This window comes from Methylobacterium sp. PvR107 (assembly GCF_017833295.1).
GTDB lineage: Bacteria > Pseudomonadota > Alphaproteobacteria > Rhizobiales > Beijerinckiaceae > Methylobacterium.
In genome coordinates this window covers 1,447,275-1,464,232 of the sequence record NZ_JAFIBW010000001.1, presented here as the reverse complement: position 1 = coordinate 1,464,232, position 16,958 = coordinate 1,447,275, and the positions used below count along the sequence as shown (strand labels likewise).

General features: G+C 68.4%; 15 protein-coding genes and 2 pseudogenes. 4 read left to right on the top strand and 13 right to left on the bottom strand.

What is annotated here, in order from left to right; all coding sequences use genetic code 11:
* Nucleotides 1–99 precede the first annotated feature (99 nt).
* Nucleotides 100–2,082 (bottom strand): acyl CoA:acetate/3-ketoacid CoA transferase, encoded by a 1,983-nt coding sequence (locus tag JOE48_RS06750; RefSeq protein WP_210028807.1) that lies wholly within the window; start codon nucleotides 2,080–2,082, stop codon nucleotides 100–102.
* Between the two features lie 602 nt (nucleotides 2,083–2,684).
* Between JOE48_RS06750 and JOE48_RS06745 the strand changes: the two genes are divergently transcribed.
* A complete protein-coding gene (locus JOE48_RS06745) occupies nucleotides 2,685–2,951 on the top strand; it encodes a hypothetical protein (RefSeq protein ID WP_210028806.1) in 267 nt (88 codons plus the stop codon).
* Between the two features lie 45 nt (nucleotides 2,952–2,996).
* Here the strand turns inward: JOE48_RS06745 and JOE48_RS06740 are convergent, their stop codons facing one another.
* From JOE48_RS06740 to JOE48_RS30170, 5 genes and pseudogenes are all read right to left on the bottom strand, one after another.
* Nucleotides 2,997–4,325, bottom strand: a complete 1,329-nt coding sequence (locus tag JOE48_RS06740) for an LLM class flavin-dependent oxidoreductase (RefSeq protein WP_210028805.1) — start codon at nucleotides 4,323–4,325, stop codon at nucleotides 2,997–2,999.
* A 19-nt stretch (nucleotides 4,326–4,344) separates the two neighbouring features.
* Nucleotides 4,345–4,872 carry a cupin domain-containing protein gene (locus tag JOE48_RS06735; protein WP_210028804.1) on the bottom strand — a complete coding sequence of 176 codons (528 nt, stop codon included), beginning with the start codon at nucleotides 4,870–4,872 and terminating at the stop codon, nucleotides 4,345–4,347.
* Between the two features lie 19 nt (nucleotides 4,873–4,891).
* Nucleotides 4,892–5,833: an ABC transporter substrate-binding protein gene (locus tag JOE48_RS06730; RefSeq protein ID WP_210035613.1), complete on the bottom strand. Its 942-nt coding sequence runs from the start codon at nucleotides 5,831–5,833 to the stop codon at nucleotides 4,892–4,894.
* On the bottom strand, nucleotides 5,833–6,936 hold the full coding sequence (locus JOE48_RS06725; RefSeq protein WP_210028803.1) for an LLM class flavin-dependent oxidoreductase: 1,104 nt from the start codon (nucleotides 6,934–6,936) through the stop codon (nucleotides 5,833–5,835). The genes JOE48_RS06730 and JOE48_RS06725 overlap by 1 nt, the downstream gene beginning before the upstream one ends.
* A gap of 29 nt (nucleotides 6,937–6,965) precedes the next feature.
* Nucleotides 6,966–7,091: pseudogene (locus tag JOE48_RS30170) on the bottom strand (acyl-CoA dehydrogenase); the annotation flags it as partial.
* Between the two features lie 482 nt (nucleotides 7,092–7,573).
* On the opposite strand from JOE48_RS30170, the gene JOE48_RS30780 reads away from it, so the two are divergent.
* Entirely contained in the window at nucleotides 7,574–8,236 is a 663-nt protein-coding gene (locus JOE48_RS30780; protein ID WP_312893109.1) for a sensor histidine kinase, read from the top strand.
* A gap of 455 nt (nucleotides 8,237–8,691) precedes the next feature.
* Here the strand turns inward: JOE48_RS30780 and JOE48_RS06715 are convergent, their stop codons facing one another.
* The gene (locus JOE48_RS06715) at nucleotides 8,692–9,945 is read right to left on the bottom strand and encodes a sodium:proton antiporter (RefSeq protein ID WP_210028802.1); all 1,254 of its coding nucleotides are present in this window, start codon (nucleotides 9,943–9,945) and stop codon (nucleotides 8,692–8,694) included.
* 83 nt (nucleotides 9,946–10,028) lie between these two features.
* Between JOE48_RS06715 and JOE48_RS31015 the strand changes: the two genes are divergently transcribed.
* Together JOE48_RS31015 and JOE48_RS06710 are read left to right on the top strand one after the other, a co-directional pair.
* Nucleotides 10,029–10,190: a hypothetical protein gene (locus JOE48_RS31015; protein WP_312893107.1), complete on the top strand. Its 162-nt coding sequence runs from the start codon at nucleotides 10,029–10,031 to the stop codon at nucleotides 10,188–10,190.
* 24 nt (nucleotides 10,191–10,214) lie between these two features.
* Nucleotides 10,215–11,051, top strand: a pseudogene (locus JOE48_RS06710) (DUF2254 domain-containing protein); the annotation flags it as partial.
* A 575-nt stretch (nucleotides 11,052–11,626) separates the two neighbouring features.
* Here JOE48_RS06710 and JOE48_RS06705 read toward each other — a convergent pair.
* From JOE48_RS06705 to fabF, 6 genes are all read right to left on the bottom strand, one after another.
* Nucleotides 11,627–12,523: an alpha/beta fold hydrolase gene (locus JOE48_RS06705; protein ID WP_210028801.1), complete on the bottom strand. Its 897-nt coding sequence runs from the start codon at nucleotides 12,521–12,523 to the stop codon at nucleotides 11,627–11,629.
* Nucleotides 12,524–12,635: 112 nt separating this feature from the next.
* Entirely contained in the window at nucleotides 12,636–12,857 is a 222-nt protein-coding gene (locus tag JOE48_RS06700; protein WP_210028799.1) for a hypothetical protein, read from the bottom strand.
* Between the two features lie 75 nt (nucleotides 12,858–12,932).
* The gene (locus JOE48_RS06695; RefSeq protein WP_210028796.1) at nucleotides 12,933–13,535 is read right to left on the bottom strand and encodes a hypothetical protein; all 603 of its coding nucleotides are present in this window, start codon (nucleotides 13,533–13,535) and stop codon (nucleotides 12,933–12,935) included.
* A 96-nt stretch (nucleotides 13,536–13,631) separates the two neighbouring features.
* Entirely contained in the window at nucleotides 13,632–14,810 is a 1,179-nt protein-coding gene (locus tag JOE48_RS06690; protein ID WP_245252740.1) for an acetyl-CoA C-acyltransferase, read from the bottom strand.
* A 33-nt stretch (nucleotides 14,811–14,843) separates the two neighbouring features.
* On the bottom strand, nucleotides 14,844–15,434 hold the full coding sequence (locus JOE48_RS06685; RefSeq protein WP_210028794.1) for a PaaI family thioesterase: 591 nt from the start codon (nucleotides 15,432–15,434) through the stop codon (nucleotides 14,844–14,846).
* Between the two features lie 163 nt (nucleotides 15,435–15,597).
* Nucleotides 15,598–16,866, bottom strand: a complete 1,269-nt coding sequence (fabF, locus tag JOE48_RS06680; RefSeq protein ID WP_210028793.1) for a beta-ketoacyl-ACP synthase II — start codon at nucleotides 16,864–16,866, stop codon at nucleotides 15,598–15,600.
* Nucleotides 16,867–16,958: the final 92 nt, after the last annotated feature.

The following is a 16,958-nucleotide window of genomic DNA, read 5'->3' as shown; positions in this document are numbered from 1 at the left end:
TCACCCGCAGGATCCGGGACGAGAACGGCATTCGGCCCGTATACCAGAACGGAGCGGTCCCGCATCCGCCCGGAACGCCTCCGGGCGCCTTGCGCGATCTCAGGCCGCCGAAGCCACGGCCGGCGAGATCCGTTTGCGCGCCTTCTTGTCCTCGGTGCTGCTGACGAAGGCCTGCGCCTCTTCCCTGCGCTCGAAGACATGCGGGGCGACGCCGCGTCTATTCAGAGCCTCTTCCATCTTCAGGCGCAGGAAGGCGCTCGTCGCGTAGCGGGTCGTAGTCGCATAGTAGTTCGCCTGCAGGTACTGGACCATCCCGGCGTAGTCGTCGACCAGGTTCTCGTTGAGCCGGAAGCCGTCGTGGTTGATCACGGCGTTGACCCGTTGGCCGGCCTTCCGGCAGGCCTCGACGATGGTCAGGCGCAGCTCGTCCATGTCGCCCTTCACCCGGCAGTACCAGCCTTCGAGGTTGACGAAAAGGATGTTGCGCTCGCCGTCGTAGCTGACGCGCGACTTGAGATCGAGGTTGAGCAGGTCCGAGATCAGCTCCATCGGATCCTCGCGGAAAATCCGCGGATCCATCGGCATCGGGTTCCGCACCACCGGCTTGAAGTCCATGTGGGCGAGGATGTCGCGCTCGATGTCGATTCCGGGCGCGACCTCGATCAGCTCGAGCCCCTCCGGAGTGAGCTGGAAGACGCAGCGCTCGGTCACGTAGAGCACCGGCTGTGAGCGCTCGACCGCGTAGGGCCCCGAGAAGGTGTTCTGCTGGACCTTGCCGACGAACTTGCGGGCCTTGCCCTCGGTCAGGATCCGGACCTGACCATCGTTGACGGCGATCTCCAGCCCGCCCGCCGTGAAGGTTCCGGCGAACACCACGGTGCGGGCATTCTGCGAGATGTTGATGAAGCCGCCGCAGCCGTTCAGCTTGCCGCCGAACTTCGAGGTGTTGACGTTGCCGGCCTCGTCGCACTCGGCCATGCCGAGGCAGGTCATGTCGAGGCCACCGCCGTCGTAGAAATCGAACATCTGGTTCTGGTCGATGATGCAGTCAGCATTCGTGGCCGCGCCGAAGCTCGAGCCGGAGGCCAGCACGCCGCCGACCGCGCCGGCCTCGGTGGTGAGCGTGATGTATGGGGTGATCTTCTCCTCGTTGGCCACCGACGAGATGCCCTCCGGGGCCCCGACGCCGAGATTGACCACGCCGTTCGGCGGCAGCTCGAAGGCGGCCCGCCGGGCGATGATCTTGCGCTCGTTGAGCGCCATGCGCTTGATCCCGGTGACCGGCACGCGGATCTCTCCGGCGAGCGCGGCGTCGTAGACCACGCCGTAATTCATCCGGTGCATCTCCGGCTCGGCCAGCACGACGCAGTCGACCAGGATGCCGGGCACGCGGACGTCCTTGGGCAGCAGATAGCCGTCATCGACGATACGCTCGACCTGCGCGATGACGATGCCGCCGTTGTTGCGGGCCGCCATGGCCTGGGCGAGGCAGTCCAGCGTGAGCGCCTCCTTCTCGTAGGACAGGTTGCCCGACGGGTCGGCCGAGGTGGCGCGGATGAAGGCCACGTCGATCTTGGTGGCCGTGTAGAACAGCCATTCCTCGCCATCGACCTCCACGAGCTTGACGATGTCCTCGGTGGTCAGTTCATTGACCTTGGCACCGCCGTGGCGCGGATCAACATAGGTCTTCAGGCCGACTTTCGAGAACAGGCCCGGCTGGCCCGCCGCGCAGGCCCGGTAGAGCTGCGAGATCACACCTTGCGGTAGGTTGTAGCCGCGGATCAGGTTGTCCTGGGCGGCCTTGGCGACTTTGGGCATGCGACCGAAATTGGCCGCGATCACCCGCGCGAGCAGGCCGTCATGATGCAACCGTCCGGTGCCGAGGCCTTTGCTGTCGCCGGCGCCCGCCGTCATGATCAGTGTCAGCCCGCGCGGCGAGCCGGTCTCGACATAGCGCTTCTCCAGAGCCGCGTGCAGCGCCTCCGGGATGCAGCTCTGGACGAACCCCGTGGTGGTGACGACGTCGTTCTCGCGGATCAGCGCGATGGCCTCGTCCGCCGAGATGACCTTGTTCTTCCTCATGAAGCCCGTGATCCTCCCTGGGGTCCGGATCGGCGACCAGGCGCGAAGCCGGCCGCCTCCGAGACTGTCACCGGCCGAGTGCGCCCGGTTCGTTTTCGTCTGGTCGTATTATTGCAGCGCATCAATATTTACGGCATTGCACGCAGGCCGTGCCGCTCCGGGGACAGTATCGCAAAAGTGGACGGGTGTGCTGCTGAAAAACTCTTCGCTGGACGGTCAGAAAAATTGCGCCGCCTCGAGCCTCTTCCTGCTCTGCGGCGGCCGCTCTCCGGCACGCTCATCTCCGCGCGCCCTCTGCCTCGCGCGCAACGGTCCTGCTCCGACTGGGTCGAGATCGACTTCGATGCTCCTACCGCCCCGAAAGCGTGACGAAGTCAGTAGCCCCGGAAGCGGAGAAAGCGCGTCTCTGACGCAGTGCCGGTGCCGGCTGGACGCAGCCTGAACCGGCCGATCCCGGAAGCACAGCAGTGCCATCATAGGTTATAATTTTCGGAAGCGATCGCCGAGGCTCGAACACTTCACATCAGACAGATTTACAATCATAGAATCGCGATATATAGAACCGGCGTTCTGGGGAGCGTGTTTTTAGTCAGGAACACGCCATGACCGATATGACACCGATCGCGGATGAAGCCGCGACACGCTTCGCCTTCAGCCTCCTTCGGAGCGCCTATCTTGATCTCGCGCAGACGCTGCTTCGCATCGAGGCGGAACCGGCGCGCGAGTTGCTGCAGGCCGTCGAGCACCGAATCGCCTACAGGCTCGGTTCACTGGCGCAGGACGAGGCTGATGGCGCCCCGCAGGAGACTGCGCTCGCCGTCGCCGCCGGTCAGGTTCGGGCGGTCCTGCGCGACGCGCAGGGGCGCTGAGACCGGCGCGGCCGGCTTCTGCCCCGCCAGCCGACAGAACGGGCTTCAGTCGGTGAAGTGGCGATTCGCGGGCCGCTTGAGGCCGAGGTGATCGCGCAGGGTGGTGCCCGAATAGTCGATGCGGAACAGGCCCCGGCGCTGCAGCTCGGGCACCAGGCGGTCGACCACGTCGTCGAGTCCCTCCGGCACGAAGGGAAACATAACGTTGAAGCCGTCGCAGGCCCGGGTCTCCAGCCATTCCTCCATGCGGTCGGCGACCTGGGCCGGGGTCCCGACCATCTGCAGCCCGCCATAGCCGCCGACCTTGCGGGCGAGCTCCCGCACGGTCGCACCCGTGCGGCGAGCGTAATCGACGATCTGCGCCTGTCCGCTCTTGCTGGCGTTGGTCTCGGGCAGGTCGGGCAGCGGCGCGTCGAGGTCGAAGCCCGTGGCATCGACGCCGAGGCGCACCGACAGGTTGGCGAGCCCGCTATCGGGATGGACGAGATCGTCGAGGCGCGCCTTCTTGGCCTGCGCCTCCGCCTCGGTCTCGCCCAGCACCACGAAGCAGCCGGGCAGGATCTTCAGACTGTCCGGATCGCGTCCGGCCGCCGGCATCCGGCCCTTCACGTCTGCGTAGAAGGCCTGGGCCGCCTCCAGGGTCGAGCCGGAGCCGAACACCATCTCGGCGGTCTCGGCCGCGATCTGCTTGCCCGCCTCCGAGGCGCCGGCCTGCACGATCACCGGCCAGCCCTGGACCGGGCGGGCGATGTTGAGCGGGCCCTTCACCTTGAGGAATTCGCCCCGATGGTCGAGGACGTGGATCTTCGCCGGATCGACGAACAGGTTGCTCTCCGGGTCCATCGGGAAGGCGTCGTCGGCGAAGGAATCCCACAGCCCGGTGACCACGTCGAAGAACTCGCGGGCCCGGGCGTAGCGCGTGGCGTGATCGACATGCGCGTCGCGTCCGAAATTCAGGGCCTCGTCCGGGTTGCCCGAGGTGACGAGATTCCAGCCGGCCCGCCCGTTCGAGATGTGGTCGAGGGACGCGAACTTGCGGGCGACGTGGTAGGGCTCGTTGTAGGTGGTCGAGGCTGTCGCGATCAGCCCGATCCGCTCGGTCAGCACGGCGAGCGCCGGCAGCAGGGTCAGGGGATCGAACGACGTCACGGTGGCCGAACGGCGCAGCGCCGCCATCGGCATGTTCATCACCGCCAGATGGTCGGCCATGAAGAACGCGTCGAATTTCGCGGCCTCAAGGCGCCGGGCGAATTGGGCCAGATGCGCGAAATTGAAGTTCGCATCCGGATAGCCGCCGGGATAGCGCCACCACGCCGTGTGGATTCCGACCGGGCGCATGAACGCGCCGAGATGCAGCTGACGGTCCCGGCTCATCGGGGTGGCCTCCGTCGTCTCACGGGTGCTTGTGGATGGGGTCGACCCAGTACACTGTCTCGGGCCGCTCGGCCGCCTGGACATCGGGCAGGTTGACCACCACCGCCTCGTTGTCGGAGCGCACCAGCACGCAGTGCAGGGGCTCGTCGGTCGAGGCGTTGATCTCCTGGTGCGGCACGAAGGGGGGCACGAAGATGAAGTCGCCAGGGCCGGCCTCGGCGACGTATTCGAGGCTGTCGCCCCAGCGCATGCGGGCCCGGCCCGACACCACGTAGATCACGCTCTCCAGTGCGCCGTGATGGTGGACGCCGGTCTTGGCGTCGGGCTGGATCGCCACCGTGCCGGCCCAGATCTTCTGCGCGCCGACCCGGGCGGCGTTGATCGCCGCCTGCCGGAACATGCCGGGCGTCTGTGCCGTGTTGGCATCCAGCCGGTCGCCGGGGATTACCCGGACGCCGTCGTGCTTCCACCGCTCGGCGCTGCCGTGCTGGTGCTCCGCCGTCGCCGGGTCCTGGGCGTGGCTATGCTCGTCGCCGCTGTCGTGCATGTCGGGTCCTCCGCCACAATCATCGCACGGCGAGCGGGGCTTCGGAAAATCCGGGATCGAGGATGGCCTCGGCCCGCGGCGCCCGCACCTGCGGGATCAGGCCGGCGCGGACATAGAGGTCGATGATCCGCTGCTCGCCCGCGACCACGTCCGCGTCGATGGGCACGGTGCGGTATTGCGCCCGGCCGAACCAGCGCAACGGAACCGCCTCGGGCAGGCCGATGAGCTTCGACCAGACCGCGGCATACGGGGCGGGATCGCGCAGCGCCCAGGCGCGGGCCCGGGCGAGGCGGGCCGCGTAATCGGCCAGCAGCGCGCGCTTGGCCTTCAGCGCGGTCTCGCTGGCCACGGCGTAGCTGAGGCCGGGGGTGATGCCGTTGCCGTCGCGCACGACGCGCACCAGCCCGGCGAGCTCGGCCGCCGAGGTGTAGGGCTCCCAGGTCGACCACGCATCGACGGCGCCGGAAGCCAGGGCGAGCTTCGCGTCCGCCGGCGGCAGGAAGCTGAAGGTGACGCTGTCGGCAGGCAGCCCGGCTTCCTCCAGGGCGGCCAGCACGACCTGATGGCCGATGGAACCCCGGTTGGTGGCGATGCGCCGGCCCCTCAGATCCGCCACGGCCCGGATCGGCGAATCCGGCCGCACCAGAATCGCGAGCCCGTCCTGCCGGTTGCGGAAGGCCAGGAACGCCTTGACCGGCGCGCCCGCGGCGGCCGCGAAGGTGAAGGGCGCGTCGCCGACACCGCCCGCGTCGATGGCACCGGCGTTCAGCGCCTCCAGAAGCGGCGCGGCGGCCGGAAACTCGCTCCATTCGAGCCGGTAGGGCAGGCCCTCGAGGACACCGGCTGCCTCCATCAGAGCGCGGGCATTGCCGCGCTGGTCACCGACCCGCAGCAGGTCCTCGGCCCGGGCGGGGAGGGCGGCGAGGAGCGCCAGGAGCGCGAGGGCGAGCAGTCGGCGCATCATGCGGCCTCCGCGGCGCGGCCGCGCCGGGCGATCAGGTCCCGGAAGGCCGGCAGCAGCTCACGGCCGTACTGGATCGCATCTTCGAGTGGATCGAAGCCGCGGATCAGGAACGTGCGGATACCGTGGTCGTAATAACCGAGCAGCGCTTCGGCCACCTGCTCGGGGGTACCGACCAGGGCCGTGGAATTGCCCGCCGCACCGGTCTCCATGGCGATGGCCGTGTAGAGGCGCCGGTCGAGGCGCGACCCCTGCGCCGCCGCCGCGAGCAGGCGCCGCGATCCCTCGTTCTGCGGCGTGGCGGCCGGGCCGAGACCCCGCGCCGCCCGGATCGCCCGGGTCCGGGCGAGGATCGACTCGGCCCGCGCCCAGGCCTGCTCCTCCGTGGCAGCGAGGATCGGCCGAAAGGACAGGCTGAAGCGGGGCGAGCGGTCATGCGGCGCGGCAGCCGCCCGGACCCGGGCGATGAGGTCGCGCACCTGCTCCTGGGTCTCGCCCCACAGCGCGTAGGTGTCGGCGTGCCGGCCCGCAACCGCGAGCGCCGCCGGCGAGGCGCCGCCGAAATAGACCGGGATGCCCGCCGGATGCACCGGCTTCACCTCGGAGAAGCCATCGGCGATCCGGTAATAGGTGCCCGCGTAGTCGAACGGCGCGGCGGCCTCCCAGCTCAGCCGGGCGATGTCGAGGAATTCGCGCGTCCGGGCGTAGCGCTCGTCCTTGGTGAGATGGTCGCCGTCCTGCGCGAGTTCGCGGTCGTCGCCGCCGGTGATCACGTGGATCGCGACGCGGCCGCCGGTGAGATGGTCGAGGGTCGCGAATTGGCGCGCCGCGACGATGGGCGCCGTGAAGCCGGGGCGGTGGGCGATCATCAGACCGAGCCGTTCCGTCACCGCGGCAATCTGCGCCGCCAGCAAGATCGAATCGGGCGCGGTCGAGTGGAACGCCACCAGCACCCGATCGAAGCCGCCCCATTCGTGGGCCTGGGCGAGCAGGCGCAGGTAATCCCGGTCGATCACCGGACCGGAGGCCAGGTGGATCTCCGAGACGTGGCGTGGGGCGACGTAGCCGATGAACTCGATCGCGTCGGGAGGCAGCGGGCTCATGACGGACTCCGGGACGAGGATGGTTCGAATCAGGCGCCCAGCGCGGCACGGCCGGCCGCGGCACGCACCGCATCGGCCTGGGGCCAGTGGATCCGGGCGCAGAGCGCGTCGCGCAGATGTCGCTCCAACGGGTTGCGCCGCGACAGGCCGGCTGAGATTCCGCCGAGTCCGGGCGATCGTCAATGAAGCGCAGCCCTAAATAATGGCGCCTGGAAAGAAGATCATTCTATATAATTAGATAAATCCAGCAATGCTAAACTCGCCGTGTCGGTCGATACATAGATTTTCGCCGGGAGGCAGTTTCGCAGGTCCGTTCCGGGCGGACATTCGGCGCTGATGCACGCGCTCACACACGCACCGCGTGAATTGCGGTCGCCTTGGCAAGCATGAGCGGACGCGAACCGATCGTTCTTTCGGAACGGTCGTCGGCGCTCGATTCGTCGCGAACAAGAGCGTTGTTTTAAAACAGCGTTTTATTGACTTCCCGCCGGCGGGATTGAAAATTGGATACATAGGCTGAGCTTAACGACCGTCCCCGAAGGATCGCTGCACGCTGACGTCCCGGCCGTGAGGTCGGGCGCAGATGCGCGCCGTCACAACCCAAAGCCGCGCGCGCCGCGGCGCCTCGGAGAGCGTCATGCGTGAAATGGCCCCGCGGTCCGGCTCGCACCCGTCGCGACGGTTCCTGCTGCGCGCGGGTGCCGCCGCGGCGGCCCTGCCGTTCGGCTTCGCCGCGAGCAGCGGCCACGCCTGGGCGCCGGGTCCGGAGACGCCGTTCGATCCCGGTCCCCTGTGCCGCCCGGCCGCCGCGGAGGGCGCGCTGGACGAGGCCCGGGTGCGGCTGGAGACCCTCTCGCGCATCCACTGGCGCCTGTACGATCCCGAGCGGATCAGCCGCCCGGTCGGGCAGTACCTCCAGGAGCCGGGCACGGACCTCCTCGACGCCACCGGTGCGCAAAACGGCGTCTGCCGCGTCGACGTGCCGCCGCTGGCCCTCGATCTCACACGGCTCACCACGCTGTCGCTGCCCGTCGTCGAGGTCGTCACGAACGCGCTGAAGCATGCCTTCGTCCCGGGCGGGGGCGGCACCATCACGATCCGGCTCGAACGGCTGGACCTCGGGCGCCTGGCGCTCCCGGTCGCGGACGACGGCCGGGGCATGTCGTCGGGGTTCGACCCTGGCAGGAACAAGAGCCTGGGCTACCGGATCTCGCAGGGGCTCGCAGGCCAGCTCGGGGGCTCCCTGGCCTGCGGGGGTACGGTCGGAACGGTCGTGTGCGTGGAGTTTTTCGGCTCGTGAAGGCGGCTCTGCGCAGCTCGACCTGTTGCGCCCGCGGGATAAGGACGGCCTCTCCGCCTCCATGGGAACGGGTTTTCGCGCAAAAGACGCCGGGGCGGCATTGCTTTCGAGCCGTGCGCCGCCCGCTGCCAATACGTTTGGCCGAGGCGAGATCGACCGTTTGGAGAGCGTCTCAGTTTAGAAATTAGGCAGACGGTCTGTATTGGGTGGGATGCGGGGTTTGGATCCGAGCCTAAAAGCAGACCTTCAACTCAGCGCCCATCCCGGTCATTCAAAGGTCGCGAGCAACCTCGCAGAAGCAGACACCGCCTCCACGTGACCGCTCCTCTTGGAGTTGTTCCCCTAAACGCCGCCGAGTCTCCGCAGAGGCCACGGAATAGCCGCGCGCCCGCCCAGGCTCACTACATTTGACACGACGGAGGCCGATGGGTCTCGAAGAGGACGGTCCGGACGCCCTAAGTTGAACGTAGGGTCCTCCTTGCGACGAAACCGAGGGTCGACCCCTGCACGACGATGGTGAACAGCACCACCGCGTAGGTCGACGCCAGGATGGCCGGCTTGGCCTCGCTCTCCGGGATCGAGAGGGCCAGCGCCACCGAGATGCCGCCGCGCACGCCGGCCCAGGTCAGGAACGGCACGTTGCCGAGCGAGAGGTTGCCGCCCCAGCGAAACATCAGGACGGGCGTCGTGACCGCGACGAGGCGGGCGACCAGCACGACGGGGACGGCGCAGGCGGCCAGCGCCAGGCCGGAGACCTGGAAGCGCAGGACGAGCACCTCCAGGCCGATCAGAAGGAACAAGACGGAGTTGAGCACCTCGTCGACGAGCGTCCACAGGGCCGAGACGTACTTCCGGGTGGTGTCGCTCATCGCGTAGCGCGGCGCGCGCTCGCCGATCAGCAGCCCGGCGGCCACAACCGCGAGCGGGCCGCTCGCCCCGAGCTTCTGCGCGATGGCGTAGGTCCCAGTAACGAGGGCAAGCGTGATCAGCACCTCCACGGGGAAATCGTCGATGGCCTTCATCGCGCGGTAGGCGACGTAGCCGGTGACGACGCCGAGCAGAATGCCGCCCCCGGCCTCGTGGAGGAGGAGCCTCACCACTCCGCCCGCGCTCGTTGCGTCGCCGCCCCTGCCAGACGCGAAGGCGACGAGCACCGTGAACAGCACGATGCCGATGCCGTCGTTAAACAGCGCCTCGCCCTGCATCTCGACTTCGAGGGCTTCCGGAACCTCTACGTTCTTCAGCGTGGCCAGCACCGCGACGGGGTCGGTCGGGCTGATGAGGGCGCCGAACACCAGGGCCCAGGCCAGCGGCACCGGGCTGCCGAGCCCCTGTCCCGCCGCCCAGAACGCCCCACCGACCAAGGCCGTGGAGATGACGGTCCCGAGCAGCGCGAGGGTTGCCACCGCCAGGGCCCGTTCCCTCAGCGCCCGGAGGTCGAGGTTCATCGCGCCGGCAAACAGCAGGAAGGCCAACATGCCGTTCATGACCACGCCGGTGAAGTCGACCTGGTCGAGGACGCTCGTCAGGTCCTGGTAGAGGTGCTGCGCCGGGAAGGCGACGTCGACCAGGACCAGCGCGAGCGACGCGAGAAGCCCCATCACGAGTAGGCCGATGCTGTGCGGCATACGCAAGAAGCGGCGGTTCAGCCAGCCGAACAGAGCCGACAGCGTCAGCAACATCGCGGCGAGGTCGAAGATCGAGATCAAGGGGAGTCCTTCCCGCCAGCGATCATCCGGAACGCCCCATCGTGCCGGTCGTTGCCGGGCTCGAACGGTGTCGGTCCGCAACGATGAACGCGCGCGTCAAAGCCTGGCTGGAAATCCTCGGCGACCTGTTCTGGCTGCGCCCGGCCTTCGTCGTCCTCGGCTGCGTCCTGCTGGCCCAGTTCGGTGTCTGGCTGGAGACGACCCACGTCGCCGGCTACGCCGCCTCCCCGCCGGACGCCAACTAAGGCTATTCCGGCGGGGCAGAGGGCACGCGGGCGCTGCTCAGCGCCATCGCCTCCTCGAACAGAGGGGTCGCCGGCACGACCTTCTCCATCACCATCGCCGCCCTGACCCTGGCCTCCGGCCAGATGGGGCCCCGACTCCTGCGCAACTTCATTCGAGATGCCCGCAACCAGACCGGGCTCGGCATCTTCCTCGGGACCTTCGCCTATTCGTTGATGGTCCTACGAACCGTGCGCACCGTGGAGGAGGAGCCGTTCGTCCCGCACCTCGCCATCACCGGCGCCCTCGTCATGGCGCTGGTCGCGGTCGGCACGTTGGTCTGGTTCGTCCACCACATCGCCACGAGCATCAACATCGAGACCGTGGTCGACGCCGTTCAGCAAGACCTTTGTCGGTCCATCGCGGCGCACACCCGGGACGAGGCGGGGGCCGCCCGTCCCGACGACGCGCCGACAGAAAGGGCCGTGGCGGCGACCGTTGGGGGCTACGTGCAGGCCCTCGACGAGGCCGCCTTGGCGGACTGGGCCCACGAGCGCGGCATCACGGTCACCCTGCGTGTGCGGCCGGGCGATTACGTGCCGAGCGGCTTCCCCGTCGCGTTCCTGTCCGCACCGGTCGAGGAGGCCGAGGCCGCGATTCTGAACGCGGTAACGCTCGGTCGCCGTCCAGCCGCGCTGCAGGACCTGGAATACTCAGTGCGGCAGTTGGTGGAGATCGCGGCGCGGGCGCTCTCGCCCGGCATCAACGACCCGTTCACCGCCGGCAGCGTGGTCGACCACCTCGGCGACGCCCTGTGCCGGATCGCGCCCCGGAACCTGCCGACCGGGGTGGTGCTGCGCGAGGGCCGCCCGGTGAGGCCGTGAGCGGGTTGCCGATGTCGTACTGGATCGCCCGGCGTTGCAGTCCGGCGACCTGCAGCAACCGGCCATGATTCCGCGTGCCGAAGATCGAGAGGGGTGCCTGTTTCCCCAGAAGATCGCGGGCCGCATCAACCTTTCCTGCAGCCAGAAGCTGAACGTAGGCATTGTCGATCGATGGCAACGCGGCCTCCAAGGCCGCCCGCACCGCCTCGAACGGCTTCGCTGACCGGATCGTGACGTGCTCGGTCGTGATGGGAACGGACGAGATCTCGGGGTTCTTCATCGGGAAACTCGCTACTCCTGAAGAATGCCCGGCCCCGTGGGCGGCATTGCCAGCTAGCACGAAGGCTCCGCTACCGAACAACACGGTTCGGCGCGACGGGCCCGTGGCCACGCGACGGATCCGCGAACCTCCCGTGAGCGGTGCGGAACACGGCCATGCGCTCGACGCCTCAGGTCGCACCATCCATTCACCGATGTCGACGGGGCCTCCCCTCCGCCTCGCGGCGTTCGAAGATCGCAGGTGCCGGGAAGCCGGCGAGACCAAGGTCGCATCGGACATATCGTGCTTTCCACGCTCAATTCTTCGCGGCCGAAATGATGATGCTCGCCCAGTCCTGAGGACGCTCGAGCGCGCTGAAGTGGCCCGTGTCTGCGAGGGTTATGACCTCCGGCGCAGGCACGCTCCGTCCGACGCCGGCGCGATCCTCGTAGGAAGACCAGTCGCGCTCACCCCACACGAGCGTGACGGGTGCCTTGATGGCGCCGTATCGCGAACGGGCCGCGACGAAGCTCGGAAGCGCCTTGAGGAGCCGCCGCATGCCTTTCCCGTAATCGCGACGCATGCCCACACGCGAGATCTCGTCGAGCAGGTCGTCGGGCAGCTTCCGCGGGTCGGCGAAGCCGCCCTTGAGGATGCCCCCGGTGATCGAACGGTTCTCAGTCGCCGCGAAGACCGGGCCTATCAGGGGTGCACGCACGCTCTTGATGATCACCGATGCGAGCAGGTTGGCCCGCTCCAGACCGGGCAGGTAGTCGTAGGTGTTGAAGGCCACGACGCGGTCCACCCCGTCGCCGAGTTCTGCCGCCAGAGAAAGCGAGAGCGTGGCGCCAATCGATTCGCCGGCAAGGATCGGACGGCGGAGGCCGAGCACCTGCAGGAATTCCTTGAGCTGCGCGCGAAGCGTCGGCTCGTCCTTCGAGCGCTCCAGCAGCAGGTCCGACCATCCGAAACCCGGGAGGTCGAGGGCGTAGACGGTGAAGTGCCGCGACAGCAGGGGGATCACGAATTGGAAGATGTCGAGCTGCGTGCGCACGGTGTGCGTCAGGACGAGATCTGGCCCTTCGCCGGACCTGACGTAGCGCACCCGCGTCCCGTCTTTAAGCGTGGCGTAGGCTATGTCACCCGCTTGGAGCCAGCGGCGCGTGTACGTCCGAGCGTCATCCTCTACGGTGTCGATCGTTACCTGCGACATCACAACGGCTCCCTTCGGCAAACAGACCTTCGCGACCAGCTCGCGCTCGTTGAGAGCCCGGCCTCCGATGTCGCCCTTGTCGGGGCTCCCACATCGATGATGGGCGAACCATTCACGGTGGGCCTGACGACGCCACCGATCTCGACGGGGCGGCGAGCGTCGGGAGGCCGATCCGAGCGCGCGCCTCGACCATCTCCGCTTCGAGCCGTGAGATGCGCCGGTCGTGGATCTCCGCCTCGGTCGTGGCCAGGGCAGCCTCCATCGCCACGAGCCTCGCCCAAAGTCTTCGCCACGTCGCCGGCGAGCGCAGTTTCCGGACCGTTGACCCGATCATGGGCATGTCCTCGCTTGTCGACAGTGCGCTCCGGGGCGGCCGGAACACGCGACGCCTCCGATTGCCGGGCGTCGCCTACTCGACGTCGGCGGAGCGCAGGTGGAAGCTCGGCGCCTCCCGGCCGTCCCTGGATGACGCGGAGAGCAGCGTGGCGCCCGGCTCGAGCCTCAGGATCCGCGGCGCCAGCGTGTCGGTGACGTAGAGCGCGCCGTCCCCGTCCAGGGCGAAGTCGTTCGACAGGGCCTTTCCGCCCGGCAGCCGGAGGCGAAGCTTGAGGGTCCCAGACGCGAGGTCGAACGCCTTGGACCACCCGCCCTCGGTGGCGGTTGGCCCAGGCGCAACAATGGCTGTGGCGTCATGCGACGCGACCCACAGGGTGCCCCGCCGTTCGTCGGCCAGTAGCCCGAAGGTCGACCGTTTGCCGTGTTCGCCGGGTTTCACCAAGGGCGTCGCCACCGCCACGCCGCCCGCGATCCTAAGGACGCCCCCGTCGGCGATGCTGCTGACGAACAGCGTGCCGTCGGCGAGGGACGTCACGCTCTCCGGGAAACGGCCGGTGTCCGGCAGCCGTATCGCAGTCGGCCCATCCGCGGCGGACGCTGGCAAGGCCGCCCAGGCAATCGCCAGCGACAGCGCCGGGATCCCCACCGCGTGCTGGGCCGTCTTGATGCGTAACATGGCACGACCACTTCGTTCGCCGGGAGGGGGGGGCGGTTCGGGTCCGGAGCGCCTCGCAGAAGCCGCTGAGGCCAAGCGCAGTCTGGAGTCGGACCGTCAGGCGGCCTCGACCGCGAGCGCGATGCCCTGTCCCCCGCCGATGCAGAGGGTGACCAGACCGCGACGGATGCCGTCGCGACGCATGGAATGGAGCAGGCGGGTCGTCAGGACCGCGCCGGTCGCGCCGATGGGATGGCCGTGTGCGATGGCGCCACCTTCGACGTTGACGATGTCCTCGGGCAGGCCAAGCTCCTTGGCGACGGCCAGGGGCACGACCGCGAAGGCCTCGTTGATCTCGACGCGCTCCACGTCTCCGAGCGACCACCCGGCACGCTCCAGCGCCTGGCGGACGGCTGGCACCGGCCCCAGGCCGAACAGGCCTGGCTCGCAGGCCCCGATGCCGTAGGCGACGAGCCGTCCGAACGCCTCCAGACCGTTGGCGTCGGCGAAACTCCGCTCGGCCACCAGCATCGCCGCCGCACCGGAATTCAGGCCGGGCGCGTTGCCCGCAGTGATCGTCCCGTCCTTGCGGAAGGCGGGCTTGAGCTTCGATAACGTGTCGACGGTGGTCTCCGGCCGCGGCGCCTCGTCGAGAGCGAAGGTCTCCACCCCCTTGCGGCCCGTGACCTCGACGGCGACGATCTCGGCATCGAACGCGCCGGTGGACCGAGCTTTCTCGAACCGCGCCTGAGAACGGGCCGCCCAGGCATCCTGAGCATCGCGACCGATCTGGGCACGCGTCGTCAAGTCCTCGGTGTGCCACCCGGAATGCTCGCCCGAGAAGGCGTCGTTGAGCCCGTCGCTCAGCATGCTGTCGAGGATCTGGGCATGACCCATGCGATGGCCCCAGCGACCGCCCTCCATCAGGTACGGCGCCCGGTCCATGTTCTCCATGCCGCCCGCCAGCGCGACATCGTGGTGGCCGAGCCGGATCTCGTCGGCGGCCGTCGCGATGGCCTGGGCGCCGGAGCCGCAGACCCGGTTCACCGTCAGGGCCGGCACCGAGACCGGGACGCCCCCGTTCACCGCGGCCTGGCGGGCCGGGTTCATGCGGTTCCCGGCCTGGACGACATTGCCCATCGTCACGCTTCCGAGCCTGCCGCCGTCCAGCCCCGAACGGCGAAGGGACTCGCGGATGACGGTCGCGCCGAGCTCGGTCGCGGCGACACCTTTCAGGCTGCCGCCATAGGCGCCGATGGCGGTCCGCACGGGATTGCAGAGGACGATGTCACGCATGGTCAGGCCTCCATGTTGATCGAAAACGTGGCGTCAACAGACTTTGTACCAGTCTTGCACATCCCACGTTCGGTTTGGCTCAGCTGGAACACTATCTTCGGTGGTATCGACGATCAGGCAGGTCATCGTCTCCGTGGTGCAGGTCTGCCCGTTGGCATCGGTGAGCTGCGCCTCAGCGGCCAAACGCTCCTCTTCCACGTCGATCATATTGGATTTTACTGTCAGAGTTTCCGACGTGGCCGTCGCGGGACGCCGAAAGCTGATCCGGGTGTCCGGCGTCGTGTAGGTCCGACGGTGCGGCAGGACGGACTCGAACGTGGAGCCGAGCGCCACGTCGAACAGGGCGGCAACGGTAGCGGCATGGGCCGGGCCGAAGGGATCGTAGAGATATTCGTCGGGCCTTCGGCGCAGCGCGATGTTGCCCTCGGCAACCGAAACGAACTCGATGCCGAGCAGGCTCATTGAGGACGGAGGCAGGATTTCCCCCGCGGCCATGGCGCGGAGTCGGTTCAGTCCGGGCCTTCCACCTCCGAAGCGGCCCGTGCCGGTGCGGGTTTCGGGCGCGTCCGAGGACAAGTCGGCTTTGAGCGATTTCGGATCAGCGATTGGCTTGAGCTCGTCCATCGGGTGCGAACTCCAGTGCCGTGCCTGAGATGGCGTGATCGGCCCCCTCCGGGGCACTCATGGCGGAATAAAGATTATGATCAACATCTATTATGGTAACGGCGATGCGTCAATAGCCGCGCAGGCTCATTCGCGAGTGTCTAGCTTCCGGGAGCGCGGTCCCTCACCGGGTGGGCATCCGTCTCAGGACGATGCTCGCGTTCACACCCCCGAAGCCGAAGCCGTTCGAGAGAGCGTAGTCCACGGTTGCCGGCCGCGCCGACGGACCGATCAGGTCCAGGCCGTCAGCGGCCTCATCGGGGTCTGTAAGATTGAGCGTGGGCGGGAGGATGCCCTCACGCAGCGCCTGGATCGTAATGATCGCCTCCAGGCCGCCCGCCGCTCCGAGAAGGTGCCCGGTCGCGGACTTTGTCGAGGAAATTGCCGGGCCGCCTTCGCCGAAGACGGACCTGAGCGCCGCCAGTTCGCCCGCATCACCGACCGAGGTCGCGGTCGCGTGCGCGTTCACGTAGCCGATGGCGACGGGTTCGAGCCCCGCCATAGCCAGGGCCGTGGTGATCGCCTGTCGGGCGCCGCTGCCGTCAGCCGGGCCGGCGGTGAGGTGGTAGGCGTCGGCGCTGGTGCCGTACCCGACCAGTTCGGCCAGCGGGACGGCACCGCGCGCTTGTGCATGGTCCAAGGTCTCCAGCACGAGGATGCCGGCGCCCTCTCCCATGACGAAGCCGTCGCGGCTTCGGTCGAACGGACGGGAGGCCGCCTCGGGCGTGTCATTGTAGGCCGTCGAGAGGCTGCGGGCTGCAGCGAAGCCGCCAAGCGCGACCCGGGTGACGCAGGCCTCCGCGCCACCGCATACGACGACGTCCGCCTCGCCGCCGCGGATGAGGCGCATGCCGTCCCCGATGGCCTGGACGCTCGCCGCGCAGGCGGTGACGGGCGCGCCGAGCGGTCCCTTGAAGCCGTACCGGATGGATACGTGGCCGGCGGCTAGGTTGACCAGGAAAGACGGTACCGTGAAGGGCGACAGGCGCTGCGCACCGCGGGTGCGTACGGTCTCCACCGCGTCGGTGATGCTCTGGAAGCCACCGATGCCGGACGCCACGATTGTCGCGGTGCGGACGCGTTCCGCCTCGCTGGACGGCGTCCAGCCTGACTGTCGAAGCGCCTGGTCCGCGGCCGCCAGCGTGAACTGGATGAAACGGTCCATCTTGCGGCGGTCCTTCACCGGGATGAGGGCGTCCGGATTGAACCCGTCCGGGTCCTCGTCCCGGGACGGCACGAGCCCGGCGACCTTGGCGTCGATGTCGGGGACAAGGTCGTCTGGGAGGCGCCGCAGCCCGGACCCGGATGCGACAAGCCTGCGCCACATGCCCTCGACGCTGCAGCCCAGGGGGGACACGACGCCCATACCCGTGACCACGATCCGTTCGCGCATGGAGTTCCTCTCGTCTAGATCGTGCGCGCGGCGGCGGCGCGGCGCACAGGCAGGTCCCGACACGCTCGGTCCCGACAGGCTAGGTTCGGGCA